The organism is Sphingomonas sp. UBA978, from assembly GCF_002292295.1.
Classification (GTDB): Bacteria; Pseudomonadota; Alphaproteobacteria; order Sphingomonadales; family Sphingomonadaceae; genus Sphingomonas.
Window position 1 is genome coordinate 94,277 of sequence record NZ_DBBS01000002.1, and the last position, 12,975, is coordinate 107,251.

Consider the following 12,975-nt stretch of genomic DNA (forward strand, 5'->3'; position numbering starts at 1 on the left):
GAAACCGGTGTCAATGACAAGCGCCGGGATCAGGCGAGCAGCGCGTCCCAGCGCTTTTCGTGCGCCGCGACGGCGGCCCGTTCGATGGCGGCGAGCAGGGGCGCGTCGCCGGCAACCTGCGGCGGCAGACCGAGGCCGGCCTCGGCGAGGCGGCGGACCAGCGACGTCGGATCGGCGCCGTGCGCGGCGGCGGCGAGGCGGTCGCCGGCGGGATCGACGATCGCATGCCCCTGCCGCGTCCGCGCGATCAGGAAGGCGACCCAGCCGCCCAGCGCGGCGACGACCTGCGCCGGCATCCGCCCGGCGGCGCGATTGGCGGCGAGCGTGTCGCCGAGCCGGTAGGGCAGCTTCTGCGACCCGTCCTGCGCGATCTGGTCGAGCCGGTGGACGATCGCCGGATTGCGGAAGCGGGCGAGCACCTGCTCGCGATACGCGTCGAGGTCGAGCCCCGGCACCGCGGGCAGCATCGGCATGATATCCCGCCGGATCATCGCATCGACGAAGCCGGCGAGGTCGGCATCGCCCATCGCCTCCGCCACGCTGGCATGGCCGCGCAGCAGGCCGAGATAGGCGAGCGTCGAATGCGCGCCGTTGAGGATGCGCAGCTTCGCCTTCTCATAGCCGGCGACGTCGCTGGTGACGGTCGCGCCGGCGGCGGCGAGATCGGGGCCGAGCGGGATGCCGACGTCCTGGATCACCCATTGGGTGAAGCGTTCGCGCTGGACGGCGGCGCGATCCTCCAGCCCGAGCGTGTCGGCGACCGCGGCGTAGAGCGCATCGTCGGAGGCGGGCGTGATCGAATCGACCATGGTCGAGGGCACCCGCACCTCGCCCGCGATCCAGTCGGCGAGGCCGGCGTCGCGCGCCTGCGCGAAGGCGACCAGCGCGGCGTGCAGCTTGGCGCCGTTGCTCGCCAGATTGTCGCACGGCATCGGCACGAACGGCGCGATGCCCGCGACGCGGCGCGCGGCGAGACCGGCGACGATCCAGCCGATCACGCTCGCCGGCACCGGCGCGCCGGCAAGGTCGCGGACGATATCGGGGTGATTGCGGTCGAGCGTGCCGTCGCCGCTCAGGCAATAGCCCTTTTCGGTCACCGTCGTCGTCACCAGCCCGACCGCGGAGTCGGCGAGCAGCGCATGCGTCTCCGCCGCCGCATCGGGCGCGAGGAAGCGCCGGTGTGCGCCGATCACGCGCATCACCGATTCGGCATCGCGGATCGCCAGCGTGTAGAGGCCGTCCTGCTGCTCCAGCGCCTCGACCGTGCCGCGGCTGCGCATCGACACCGCGGCGATGCCCCAGCGCGGATCGTGCCGCAGGACGGTGTCGACATAGGCCGCCTGATGCGCGCGGTGGAAGGCGCCGGGGCCGAAATGGACGATACCGACCTGCGGTTCGGGCCGCCCGCGCGGACTGGCGATGGTCGCGGGCAGGCGGTCGAGCGTCGCACGGGTCAGTCGGATCACAGCGTCACACCTCGTTTCCAGATCGCGATCTCGCGCTCGTCGTTGGTTTCCGCCGCGGTCGGCGCCCCCGATGCGATCGCGCAGATGCGGTCGATCAGCAGCGTCTCGGTGGCGGCGAAGCCGCGGTCGAGCACCGCGCCCGCATCGAAATCGATCCAGCCCGGCTTGCGCGCGGCGAGATCGGAGTTGGACGCGATCTTCACCGTCGGCACCGGAAAGCCGAGCGGCGTGCCGCGCCCGGTGGTGAACAGGATCGCGGTCGCGCCCGCCGCCGCCAGCGCGGTGGAGGATACCGCATCGTTGCCCGGCGCCTCCAGCAGGGTCAGGCCATCGGCGCGGATGCGTTCGCCATAGCCGATGACGTCGGTGACGATCGCGCGCCCGGCCTTCTGCACCGCGCCGAGCGACTTTTCCTCGAGCGTGGTGATGCCGCCGGCGACGTTGCCGGGGGAGGGATTCTCGCTGATCGGTTCGCCGTGATCGATGAAATACTGGCGGAAGCCGTTGATGACGCCGACCATCCGGTCGAACACCTGCGGGGTGGCGGCGCGGTCCATCAGCATCTGTTCGGCGCCGAACATCTCGGGGATTTCGGTGAAGACGACGCGCCCGCCCGCCTCGGCGACGCGGTCGCTGATCCGGCCGACGAGGGGGTTGGCGGTGAGGCCCGACAGCCCGTCCGACCCGCCGCATTTGACGCCGAGCACCAGCCGGTCGAGCCCGACCGTCTGCCGCGGCGTCGCCGCCTGCGCGGCGAGTTCGGCGACCAAGGCGCAGCCTTCCTCGACCTCGTCGGTGCTGAACTGCGCGGTGAGGTAGCGGATCGCCGCGTGCCGTTCGGGCGGGATCGCGGCGAGCAGCTCCTTGACCTGATTCTCCTCGCAGCCCAGCCCGACGAGCAGCACGCCGCCGGCATTGGGATGGCAGGCGAGGCTGGCGAGGATCGCGCGGACGCCGTCGAGATCCTGCCCCAGCTGCGAACAGCCGTGCGGATGGGTGAAGGCGTGGACGCCGTCGATCTGCCCGGCGAGCGCGGCGCCCGCCTGCTTGGCGATCCGCTCGGCGGTGCGCGCGACGCAGCCGACGGTGGGCAGGATCCAGATTTCGTTGCGCGTGCCGACGCGGCCGTCGGCGCGGACATAGCCTTCGAAGGTCGCGGTGGTGCGCGCGTCGGCGACCGGCGGCGCCTTCGGATCGTAGGTGTAGGTGCCGGTGCCGGACAGGCCGGTCGCGAGATTGTCGCTGTGGACGTGCTCGCCGGGCGCGATCGCGCGGCGGGCGCGGCCGATCGGAAAGCCGAACTTGATGACCGGGCCGTCCGGATCGATCGGGGTCAGCGCGACCTTGTGGCCGCGGGGTACGTCCGCGGTCAGGACGACATCGGCGACGGTGTCGCCGGCATGCCCGTCTTCGAGCAGCGTCGCAACGCTGTCGCCGGACGCGATCGTGAGCGCCTTGGTCATGTATCCTCTCTCGTCCCGCAATCTGGGAACCGGTGTCAAACTCATGGCCTACGGACGGCGCGAGCGCAAGGTCGACGCGCCGGGCGGCGCACTGGCGGATCGCGAAACCCGCGTCTATCGTGCCCGCCATGCGCAAGACCGGACAGCCGACGATCAACGATGTGGCCCGGATCGCGGGCGTGTCCAAGAAGACGGTGAGCCGGGTCATCAACCGCTCGCCGCTGCTCAACGACGACACGCGCAAGCGCGTCGAGGAGGTGATCGGCGACCTCGGCTATATCCCCAATCCGCAGGCGCGCGCGCTGGCGCTGCGCCGCAACTTCCTGATCGGCCTCGTCCACGACAATCCCAATGCGCAGACGGTGATGAACGTCCAGCAGGGCATGCTGGAGGCGCTGCACGATACCGAATTCGAGATGGTGGTGCGGCCGGTCGATCGCGGATCGGCGACGATGCTGGAGGATCTGCGCCACTTCCTCGAACGCCAGCGCCTGTTCGGGGTGCTGCTGATGCCGCCGATCAGCGAGAACGACAGCGTCGCCAGGCTCTGCGTCGATATCGGTTGCCGCTACGTCCGGATGGGATCGGCGGCGCTCGACGGGCCGGCGCACATGGTCGCCTCCAACGATCGCGAGGCGGTGCATGCGGCGACCGACTATCTGATCGCGCAGGGGCACAAGAGGATCGGCTTCGTCGGCGGGCCGCACGGCTTCCGCTCGGCGCGCGAACGGCGCGCGGGGTTCGAGGAGGCGCTGGCCGCCGCCGGCATCGCGCTGCCGCGCAGCATGATCGCCGACGGCAATTACACGTTCGAATCCGGGCTGGTCGCCGCCGAGCGCCTGCTCGACGTGATCCCGCGGCCGACCGCGATCTTCTCGAGCAACGACGAGATGGCGGCGGGCGTCATCCATGCCGCCCGCCAGCGCAATCTGGACATCCCGCGCGACCTGTCGATCATCGGTTTCGACGACACGCCGATCGCCGCGCACGTCTGGCCGCCGCTGACGACGGTGCGCTGGCCGATCGCGTCGATGGCGCGCTCCGCCGCGCTCAAGCTGATCGCGGGCGAACAGGAGGGCGAGGCGGACGTCGAGGAGCCGTCGCTGTTCCTGTCGACGCTTATCCGCCGAAGCTCGGTCGCCTCGCCGCCGGGCGGGTGACCCCGTGCCGGCGCGGATTCGGAATGACGGTTGCACGGATATCTGACACCGGTTACCAGATTGGTGATCGCCAGAAACGACGGAGAGGACCAAGGCTGTGACGCGGCGTCTCGAACTGCACCCCGACCGGCTGTTGCCCGCCGACCCGACCACGCGCGCGATCGCGCGGGCGCTCTATGCCACGGTCGCCGATGCGGCGATCGTCAGCCCGCACGGCCATACCGATCCGGTCTGGTTCGCGGAGAACGCCAACTGGACCGACGCGACGACCTTGCTGCTCGCGCCCGATCATTATCTCTACCGCATGCTCTACAGCCAGGGCGTCGACCTCGACGCGCTCGCGATCCCGCGGCGCGACGGCGTGCCGGCGACCGATACCCGCGCGGCGTGGCGCGTGCTGGCGGACCATTACCATCTGTTCCGCGGCACCCCGTCGCGGATGTGGCTCGACCACGTCTTCAGCGAGGTGTTCGGCCTCGACGTCGCGTTCGAACCCGCCACCGCCGATCTGTATTTCGACGCGATCGGCGAAAAGCTGGCGACCGAGGCGTTCCGCCCGCGCGCGCTGTTCGACCGCTTCCGCATCGACTTCCTCGCCACCACCGAAGGCGCGCACGACAGCCTCGATGCGCACCGGCGCATCCGCGACAGCGGCTGGGACGGCCGCGTCGTCACCACCTATCGCCCCGACGGCGTCATCGACGTCGAGCATGAGCAATTCGCCGGGGCTATGCGGCGCTTCGCCGAACTGACCGGCGAGGACGTCTACAGCTGGCAGGGCTATCTCGCCGCGCATCGCAAGCGTCGCGCCGATTTCCGCGCCGCGGGCGCGACCGCGACCGATCACGGCCACCCGACCGCGGCGACCGCTAACCTCTCCACGCCCGCATGCGAGGCGCTGTTCGCGCGCATCACCGGTAACGACTGGACGCCGGCCGACGCCGAGCTGTTCCGCGCGCAGATGCTGACCGAGATGGCGGGAATGAGCGTCGAGGACGGCATGGTCATGCAGATCCACCCCGGCAGCGTGCGCAACCACAATGCCGGCCTGTTCGCCAGCCACGGGCGCGACAAGGGCGCGGACATTCCGGGGCGGACGGATTACGTCCACGGCCTGAAACCCCTGCTCGACCGGTTCGGCACCTCGACCGATCTGTCGATCATCCTCTTCACGCTCGACGAGAGCGTCTACGCCCGCGAACTGGCGCCGCTGGCGGGCCATTATCCATGCCTGAAGCTGGGGCCGAGCTGGTGGTTCCACGACAGTCCGGAGGGCATGCGCCGGTTCCGCGAGATGACGACCGAAACCGCGGGCTTCTACAACACCGTCGGCTTCAACGACGATACCCGCGCCTTCCTCTCGATCCCGGCGCGGCACGACGTCGCGCGGCGGATCGACTGCGGCTTCCTCGCCCGCCTCGTCGCCGAGCACCGGCTGGAGGATTGGGAAGCGGCGGAGCTGGCGCAGGAATTGACCAGCGGGCTCGTCCGCCGTGCCTATCGCATCGACGACGGTGCTGATAAAGGCGTGGGAAGCCGTTCCAATATTTGCAACATCGCCGCCTGACCGCGGCAGCCAACGTCCGGAGTCCTCATGTTCGACCGCACCTATTACGCCACGCATCCCGACATGATGGAGTGCGTCTCCAACGACGAACTACGCGATCGCTACCTGATCCAGAACCTGTTCCGCGCCGGTGAATGCGTGCTCAACTACACGCATGCCGACCGTTTCGTGATCGGAGGCGTCCATGTCGAGAGCGGTTCGGTCGCGCTGCCCGCACAGGAAGAGCCGGCGTCGGCCAAGGGCCACCCGTTCCTCGAGCGGCGCGAGCTGGCGATCGTCAACGTGTCGAACGTCGAAGGCACCGTGACCGTCGATGGCGAGACGTTCAGCCTTGGCAACAAGGACTGCCTATACGTCACGATGGGCGCGACGGACGTCCAGTTTTCGGGCGACGGCGCCCGTTTCTATCTGGCGTCCTGCCCGGCGCACAAGGCGTTCCAGACGCGCAAGCTGTCGATCGCCGACGCCAATGCGCTGGAGCGCGGCAGCCTCGAGGAATCGAACGAGCGCACGATCTTCCAGCTCGTCATTCCCGGCGTCTGCGACAGCGCGCAGCTGGTGATGGGCCTGACCGTGCTCAAGCCCGGTTCGGTGTGGAACACGATGCCGCCGCACATCCACGAGCGGCGCAGCGAGATCTATTTCTACTTCGAGCTGGACGGCCCGAACGACCGCGTCATGCACTTCATGGGTGAGGGCGAGGCGATGCGGCACATCGTCGTCGCCAACGAGGAATCGGTGATCTCGCCGCCCTGGTCGATCCACATGGGCTCGGGCACCAAGGCCTATGCCTTCATCTGGGCGATGGCGGGCGAGAACCAGGATTATACCGACATGAACGTGCTGGATATCTGCCAGCTGGCTTAAGCCGTCGTTCGCTCCCCTCCCTGCAAGGGAGGGGGCGGGGGTGGGTCGTGTCCGGGTGGTATGGCGGCCCCAATGCGCGCTGAGCCGCAGCGCGAGCACACCACCCATCACCGGGTGGATCATGCCCCCGGCATAATCCAGAAATGCCCGGGGGGCATTTCAACCCGAGTGATCCTCCCTGGCAGGGAGGGGAGGAGAAGATGATGAATCCCTTCGATCTGTCCGGCAAGGTCGCCATCGTCACCGGTGCCAACACCGGTATTGGCCAGGCGATCGCCGTCGCGCTGGCCGCCGCCGGGGCCGATGTCGCCTGCGTCGGCCGTACCCCGGCCGAGGACACCGTCGCGCGGATCCGCGCGCTCGGCCGGAAGGCGGAGATCGTCTCCGCCGATCTGTCGTCGATCGAACCGGTCGGCCGGGTGGTCGACGAGACGGTGGCGAAGCTCGGCGGGCTCGACATCCTCGTCAACAATGCCGGCATCATCCGCCGCGCCGATGCGGTGGACTTCACCGAGGAGGATTGGGACGCAGTCGTCGATACCAACCTGAAATCGGTGTTCTTCCTCTGCCAGGCGGCGGGGCGGCACATGATCGCCAACGGTGGCGGCAAGATCATCAACATCGCCTCGATGCTGACGTTCCAGGGCGGTATCCGCGTGCCGAGCTATACCGCGTCGAAGAGCGGCATCGGCGGCCTGACCAAGCTGCTCGCCAACGAATGGGCGGGCAAGGGCATCAACGTCAACGCGATCGCGCCGGGCTATATCGCGACCAACAACACCGCGGCGCTGCAGGCGGACGAGACGCGCAACAAGGCGATCCTCGACCGTATTCCCGCAGGGAAATGGGGCGATGCCGACGACCTCGGCGGGGCGGCGGTGTTCCTGGCGAGCCGCGCGGCGGATTACGTGCAGGGGCATATCCTCGCGGTCGACGGCGGCTGGCTGGCGCGGTGACAGAATAAGGGGCTGACCTCACCCTTCGCCGCCTTCGGCGTCTTTTCCCTCTCCCGCCGGGAGAGGGAGGGAGGCGCGAAGCGCCGGAAGGGTGAGGGCAGCGGACATGGGAGAGATACGGTGGCCAAGTTCCTGGCGTTCGGCGAGATCATGTTGCGGTTGTCGCCGCCGGGGCGCGAGCTGCTGCTCCAGACGCCCAGATTCGACGTATGGGTTGCGGGCGCCGAGGCGAACGTCGCCACCGCGCTCGCCAAGCTCGGCCATGACGTCGGTTTTGCCAGCATGGTGCCGGACAACGACCTCGGCCGCTCCGCCATCGCGACGCTGCGCGGCCATGGCGTCGATACCGCCGCGATCCAGCTCGGCGGCGACCGGATGGGACTGTATTTCGTCACCTCCGGTGCCGGCATGCGTGCGACCGAGGTGATCTACGACCGCGCCTATTCGTCCTTTGCCGAAGCGCCGGTCGCCGCCTGGGACTGGGACGCGCTGTTCGACGGGGTCGACTGGTTTCACCTGTCGGGGATCACCCCGGCGCTGGGGCCGGTGCCGGCGAAGAGTGCCATCGCCGCGGTCAGGGCCGCCGCGGCGCGCGGCATTCCGATCTCGTTCGACGGCAATTACCGCGCGAAGCTGTGGGAGCGCTGGGACAGCGATCCGCGCGGGCTGCTGATGCAGCTGGTCGAGCATGCCGACCTGATGTTCGGCAACCATCGCGATATCGCCTTGCTGCTCGATCGCGATTTCGGCGGCCATGACGGCGAGGATCGCCGCCGCGATGCCGCCGACGCCGCCTTCGATGCCTTCCCGAAGCTCAAGACGATCGCCTCGACCGCGCGCCATGTCGAGAATGTCGACCTGCACCGCGTCTCCGCGCGGATCGACACGCGCGACGGCCATGCCCAGACCGAGGAGGTGGTGCTCGCCGGTATCGTCGACCGGATCGGCGGCGGCGACGCCTTCGCCAGCGGCGTGCTCCACGCGTTGCGCACCGGCGGCGATATCGGGGCGGCGGCGGCGACGGGCCTGGCGCTGACCGCGCTCAAGCATTCGCTGCCCGGCGATGCCTCGCTGTTCCGGCAGGCGGATATCGACGCCTATCTCGCCGGCGGGCTGGATGTCCGCCGCTAGCGGGGACGGCGACGGCCTGACCCGCCGCGCCGCGATCGGTGCGGGGGTGGCGACGCTGCTGACGGCCGGCGTGCGGGGGCAGGGGCCGGCGGCGGTGCGCGCCCCGGCGGGCGATTTCGTCGGCACCAGCGAGGGCGGCGTCCATGCCTTCCGCGGGATCCGCTACGGCCGCGCCGAGCGGTTCCGCGCGCCGACCCCGGTCGCGCAGCCGGGGCAGAGCGTGCGCGCGCAGGCGTTCGGTCCGGTCTGTCCACAGAAGGGGCCGTACGGGCCGCAATCCGAGGATTGCCTGTTCCTCAACGTCTGGACCGCCGCGCCACGCCGGGGCGCGAACCAGCCGGTGATGCTCTACATCCACGGCGGCGCCTATGCGACCGGCAGCGTCACCGATCCGCTGAACGACGGGCAGGCGCTGGCCGCGCGCGGCGACGTGGTGGTGGTGACGGTCAACCATCGGCTCAACGCGCTCGGCTACCTCTATCTCGCGCGGCTCGACCCGCGCTTTCCCGACAGCGGCAATGCCGGGCAGCTCGACCTGATCCTCGCGCTCCGCTGGGTGCGCGACAATATCGCGGCGTTCGGCGGCGATCCGGACCGCGTCATGGTGTTCGGCCAGTCCGGCGGCGGCGCCAAGATCGCGACGATGATGGGGATGGCGGCGGCGAAGGGCCTGTTCCACCGCGCCGCGACGATGAGCGGGCAGCAGGTGACGGCGTCCGGCCCGCTCAACGCGACCGCGCGGGCCAGGGCGTATCTGGCGCGGCTCGGCGCCGGCTCGGGTATCGGTGACGTCGCGACGCTGCCGGTCGCGAAGCTGGTCGAGGCGCTCGATGCGACCGATCCGATCCTCGGCGGCGGCGTCTATTTCGGGCCGGTGCTCGATATGCGCTGGCTGACCCGTCACCCGTTCTGGCCCGATGCCGATCCGCGTGGGCGCGGCATCCCGATGATGCTCGGCAACACGCATGACGAGACGCGCGCGTTCATCCGCCTCGATTCGCCGGCGATGCGCGGGCTCCGCTGGGACAATCTGGCGGCGCGGATGGCGCCCGAGCTGCGGATCGACATCCTGCCCGAATGGGTGGTCGCGCAATATCGCACGCATTATCCGACGTGGAGTCCCGTGGACGTCTTCTACGGCGCGACCACCGCGGGGCGCAGCTGGCGCGGGCAGGTGATCGAGGCGGAGGCGCGCGCGACGGCGGGCGTGCCGGCCCATGTCTATCAGGTCGATTACGGCTCGCGCACCGACCCGCGGCGCGGGGCGTTCCACACGATGGACATCCCGCTGGTGTTCGGCACGCTGGCCGCGAAGGGATCGGAGACGGGGACCGGCGCGGATGCGCGTACGGCGAGCGCGGCGATGCAGGACCGCTTCGTCGCGTTCGCCAGGACCGGCGATCCCAATCCTGCGGGCGCGGCGCGCTGGCCCGCCTATACGCTGGACCGGCGTGCGACGATGATCTTCGACGTGCGGTCGCGCGTCGAGCACGATCCGCGGCGCTGGGAACGGGAGCTGTTCGCGCGCGTGCCGTATATCCAGCCGGGCACCTAGGCCCGGGCGGCGGTCGCCATCCGCCGTGACGCGGCGATGCTGCTCCACGCATAGAGGCCGCAGCCGAGCCAGATCAGCGCGAAGGTCGCCAGCTGCGCGAGCCGGATCGGTTCGTGGTAGATCAGCACCGCCTCGAGGAACTGCAGCGTCGGCGCGATGAACTGGAGCAGCCCCATCGTCGTGTAGCGCAGCCGCTTCGCCCCCGCCGCGAACAGCAGCAGCGGCGCCGCGGTGACCGGGCCGGCGAGGATCAGCAGCAGGTCCATCGTGCCGTCGCGCCCGAAGGCGCCGCTGCCGCTGGTGCTTGCGTAGAGCAGCACGGCGAGCGCGACCGGCGCGAGGATCGCCGTCTCGATCGTCAGCCCGCCGAGCGCGTCGATCGCTGCGACCTTGCGGATCAGGCCATAGAAGCCGAAACTGAGCGCGAGGCTGAGCGAGATCCAGATCGCGCCGCCGCCGGTCGCCGCGAGGATCAGCACGCCGACGCCCGCCAGCGCGATCGCGCCGCCCTGCAACCGGTCGAGCCGTTCGCCGAGCAGCAGCACGCCGAGCGCGACGTTGATGAGCGGGTTGATGAAATAGCCGAGGCTCGCCTCGACCAGATGCGCGTTGGCGACCGCCCAGATATAGACGAACCAGTTCACCGCGATCAGCGCGGCGCTGCCGGTCAGCATCAGCAGCACCCGGCCGCGCGCGACCGCGACCAGCGGGCGCAGCCGCCGCGTCGCGATCACCACCGCGGCGAGCAGCAGCAGTGACCACAGCACCCGGTGCGAGAGCACCTGCGCGGGTGGAATGTCCTTGAGCAGATGCAGGTAGAGCGGCAGTACGCCCCACAGGGCATAGGCGCCGATGCCATAGAACAGCCCGGCGCGGGTATGAGCGATCGTCCCCATGCGCCCGCCTGTGCCGCGTCGCCAGCCGCGGTGCAACGAAGTGTTGCTTTGCGCAGCCCCTTATCGCGTTGGCTGTGCCACCGGATAGGCGACGATCAGCGTCAGCGGCGTCCTGCCGACCTGGCGGATGCCGACGGTCGCGCCATCGTAGAGATAGGCCGCCATGCCGGGCTTGAGCGGCCGCGTGTCCGCGCCCGACGAGACGATCCCCTCGCCCGACAGGACGTAATAGACCTCGTCATGCGCCAGCGGATGCGGGCCGATCGCGGCGCCGACGTGGAGCACGCGCTTGCGGAATTCCATCGTCCGGCCCGGCACCGCATCGCTGATCCGATAGGCGGTGCTCATCCCGATCCGGCCGTGCGGCGTCGGCTCGTCGCGTTTGACCGCGGCCTCGACGACGACGACCATCGGCCGTTCGGCGGCGGTCGGCGTGGGAGTGGGCGCGGCCTGCAGGGTCGCGAGCAGGGCGGCGGCGAGGATCATGGCCATAATCGTCTCCATCAATGGCGCTGCCCCGGGTTATTGACAGTCGCAGAGTGGCGCCGCATCGTTCTGACACCGGTTACCACCAATGCGCAAGGGTGAGGATGTCATGATCGACCGGCGACAGGCGCTGCTCGCCACGCTCGCGGCGGGGCTGATCCCGGCCGGCGCCGGCGCTGTGCCAGCCGATCCGGTCGAGACGATCGACCTGTGGCCGGGCGCTGCGCCGGGCATGCCCCATGTGCCGCCGGTCGAGGAGACGATCGAGCGCAGCACCGACCCCGCCCGTCCCGACCGCGCGCTGCGCGGCATCAGGCGGCCGCGGCTGACGGTGTTCCGCCCGGCGCGCGCCAACGGATCGGCGCTGCTGGTCGCACCGGGCGGCGGCTATGCGCGCGTCGTCATCGACAAGGAGGGGTTCGAGATCGGCCGCTGGCTGGCGGCGCGCGGCTGGACGGTGTTCGTGCTCTTCTATCGCCTGCCGGGCGACGGCTGGGCGGCGGGACCCGATGTCGCGCTGTCCGATGCGCAACGCGCGATGCGGCTGATCCGCGCGCGCGCGGGCGATTACGGCATCCGGCCGGACCGCGTCGCCGCGATGGGCTTTTCGGCGGGCGGCCATGTCTGCGGCGATCTCGCGACGCGGTTCGCGACGGCGACCTATGCGCCGGTCGATGCCGCCGACCGGCTGGATGCGCGCCCGGTGCTCGCCGCGCCGATCTATGCGGTCCAGTCGATGACGCGGCCGCTGGCGCATGCTGGATCACGCGACCTGCTGATCGGCAGCCGGGCCACGCTGGCGCTGGAGGCGGCGCACAGCCCGGCCTGCAACGTCTCGGCACGCACGCCGCCCTGCTTCCTCGTCCATGCCGAGGACGATCCCGCGGTCGACGTCGGCAACACGCTGGAATTCCGCGCCGCGCTGAAGGCGGCGGGGGTTCCGGTCGAGACGCATCTGTTCGCCACCGGCGGCCATGGCTTCGGGCTGCGCGGCGTGGCGGGCAAGCCGGCGGCGGCATGGCCCGGCCTGTTCCAGGGCTGGGCGCAGGAGCACGGGCTGGGCTGATCGGCTTTCCTCCGCCTTCGCACGGCGTTAGGGCGGCGCGATGACCAGCGGCGCGCTCCACGACCTGTTCCTGTCCACGCTCGTGCGCCGCGCGGGCGGCAACCGGCGGCGCTGGCGGCTCGTGATCGGCGAGATCAAGGTGTATGCCACCGCCACCCATCCGCATTGCAACTGGGCGCTGACCCCGACCGGCTCGGCGGGCGAGAACGACATCGTCGAGCGGATCGCCGACGAACTGCGCGTCACGCACCCGATCGTGCGCGCGGACTAGGGCCGATCGCCATTCGGCCCTGACGGCCTGCAAACGGCGGTTTTGCGTGCTTCCGGTGCTCACGTACCGAAAGTACGCTGCGCTCCGGGTC

Annotated in this window: 12 protein-coding genes; 8 read left to right on the forward strand and 4 right to left on the reverse strand. The window is 70.1% G+C overall.

Annotated elements, in window-relative coordinates; translation table 11 throughout:
• Positions 1-29: 29 nt before the first annotated feature.
• Both B2515_RS00480 and B2515_RS00485 read right to left on the reverse strand, forming a co-directional pair.
• Positions 30-1,466, reverse strand: coding sequence for a mannitol dehydrogenase family protein (locus B2515_RS00480; RefSeq protein WP_293872616.1), 1,437 nt, complete (start codon positions 1,464-1,466; stop codon positions 30-32).
• On the reverse strand, positions 1,463-2,929 hold the full coding sequence (locus tag B2515_RS00485) for a UxaA family hydrolase (RefSeq protein WP_293872617.1): 1,467 nt from the start codon (positions 2,927-2,929) through the stop codon (positions 1,463-1,465). Before B2515_RS00485 ends, B2515_RS00480 begins: the two co-directional genes overlap by 4 nt.
• A gap of 128 nt (positions 2,930-3,057) precedes the next feature.
• Between B2515_RS00485 and B2515_RS00490 the strand changes: the two genes are divergently transcribed.
• The 6 genes from B2515_RS00490 (at position 3,058) to B2515_RS00515 (ending at position 10,165) form a co-directional block, all read left to right on the forward strand.
• Complete coding sequence (locus tag B2515_RS00490) at positions 3,058-4,089, forward strand: LacI family DNA-binding transcriptional regulator (protein WP_293872618.1); 1,032 nt, start codon at positions 3,058-3,060, stop codon at positions 4,087-4,089.
• Between the two features lie 97 nt (positions 4,090-4,186).
• Positions 4,187-5,656, forward strand: coding sequence for a glucuronate isomerase (gene uxaC / locus B2515_RS00495; RefSeq protein WP_293872619.1), 1,470 nt, complete (start codon positions 4,187-4,189; stop codon positions 5,654-5,656).
• A 27-nt stretch (positions 5,657-5,683) separates the two neighbouring features.
• Positions 5,684-6,523 carry a 5-dehydro-4-deoxy-D-glucuronate isomerase gene (gene kduI / locus B2515_RS00500; protein ID WP_293872620.1) on the forward strand — a complete coding sequence of 280 codons (840 nt, stop codon included), beginning with the start codon at positions 5,684-5,686 and terminating at the stop codon, positions 6,521-6,523.
• Positions 6,524-6,723: 200 nt separating this feature from the next.
• Positions 6,724-7,479: a 2-dehydro-3-deoxy-D-gluconate 5-dehydrogenase KduD gene (gene kduD, locus B2515_RS00505; RefSeq protein ID WP_293872621.1), complete on the forward strand. Its 756-nt coding sequence runs from the start codon at positions 6,724-6,726 to the stop codon at positions 7,477-7,479.
• Between the two features lie 120 nt (positions 7,480-7,599).
• Positions 7,600-8,610: a sugar kinase gene (locus B2515_RS00510; RefSeq protein WP_293872622.1), complete on the forward strand. Its 1,011-nt coding sequence runs from the start codon at positions 7,600-7,602 to the stop codon at positions 8,608-8,610.
• Positions 8,597-10,165, forward strand: a complete 1,569-nt coding sequence (locus tag B2515_RS00515) for a carboxylesterase/lipase family protein (protein WP_293872623.1) — start codon at positions 8,597-8,599, stop codon at positions 10,163-10,165. The genes B2515_RS00510 and B2515_RS00515 overlap by 14 nt, the downstream gene beginning before the upstream one ends.
• Here B2515_RS00515 and rarD read toward each other — a convergent pair.
• Complete coding sequence (gene rarD / locus B2515_RS00520) at positions 10,162-11,061, reverse strand: EamA family transporter RarD (RefSeq protein WP_293872624.1); 900 nt, start codon at positions 11,059-11,061, stop codon at positions 10,162-10,164. The two genes, B2515_RS00515 and rarD, sit on opposite strands and share 4 nt — an antisense overlap.
• Before the next feature lie 60 nt (positions 11,062-11,121).
• Complete coding sequence (locus tag B2515_RS00525; RefSeq protein ID WP_414711347.1) at positions 11,122-11,547, reverse strand: cupin domain-containing protein; 426 nt, start codon at positions 11,545-11,547, stop codon at positions 11,122-11,124.
• Positions 11,548-11,656: 109 nt separating this feature from the next.
• Between B2515_RS00525 and B2515_RS00530 the strand changes: the two genes are divergently transcribed.
• Together B2515_RS00530 and B2515_RS00535 are read left to right on the forward strand one after the other, a co-directional pair.
• Positions 11,657-12,613 (forward strand): alpha/beta hydrolase, encoded by a 957-nt coding sequence (locus B2515_RS00530; protein WP_293872625.1) that lies wholly within the window; start codon positions 11,657-11,659, stop codon positions 12,611-12,613.
• Between the two features lie 40 nt (positions 12,614-12,653).
• Positions 12,654-12,884, forward strand: coding sequence for a hypothetical protein (locus B2515_RS00535; RefSeq protein ID WP_293872626.1), 231 nt, complete (start codon positions 12,654-12,656; stop codon positions 12,882-12,884).
• Positions 12,885-12,975: the final 91 nt, after the last annotated feature.